The sequence below is a fragment of the Stenotrophomonas sp. SrG genome (genome assembly GCF_050031795.1).
Classification (GTDB): Bacteria; Pseudomonadota; Gammaproteobacteria; order Xanthomonadales; family Xanthomonadaceae; genus Stenotrophomonas; species Stenotrophomonas rhizophila_A.
The window spans coordinates 1-250 of sequence record NZ_JBNBBE010000618.1 but is presented as its reverse complement, the minus strand read 5'-3'; the positions used below and the strand labels follow the sequence as shown (position 1 = coordinate 250).

General features: G+C 70.0%; 1 pseudogene. It reads right to left on the bottom strand.

What is annotated here, in order from left to right:
- Nucleotides 1–250 (bottom strand): annotated as a pseudogene (locus tag ACQG3P_RS21055) (A/G-specific adenine glycosylase); the annotation flags it as partial.

The following is a 250-nucleotide window of genomic DNA, read 5'->3' as shown; positions in this document are numbered from 1 at the left end:
TGCGCGGCGGCAAGCAGGTTGCGCGCGCGGGCGTAGTAGCCCAAGCCGGCCCACGGCGCCCTCACCGCGTCGTTGCTGGCGGCGGCGAGGTCGGGCAGGGTGGGGAACACGGCAAGAAACTTCAGGAAGGACGGAATGACCGTGGCGACCTGGGTCTGCTGCAGCATGATTTCCGACAACCACACCCGGTACGGCGTGCGCGGAGGCTGCCAGGGCAGGTCAGGCCGGCCATGGCCGTCGAACCACGGCA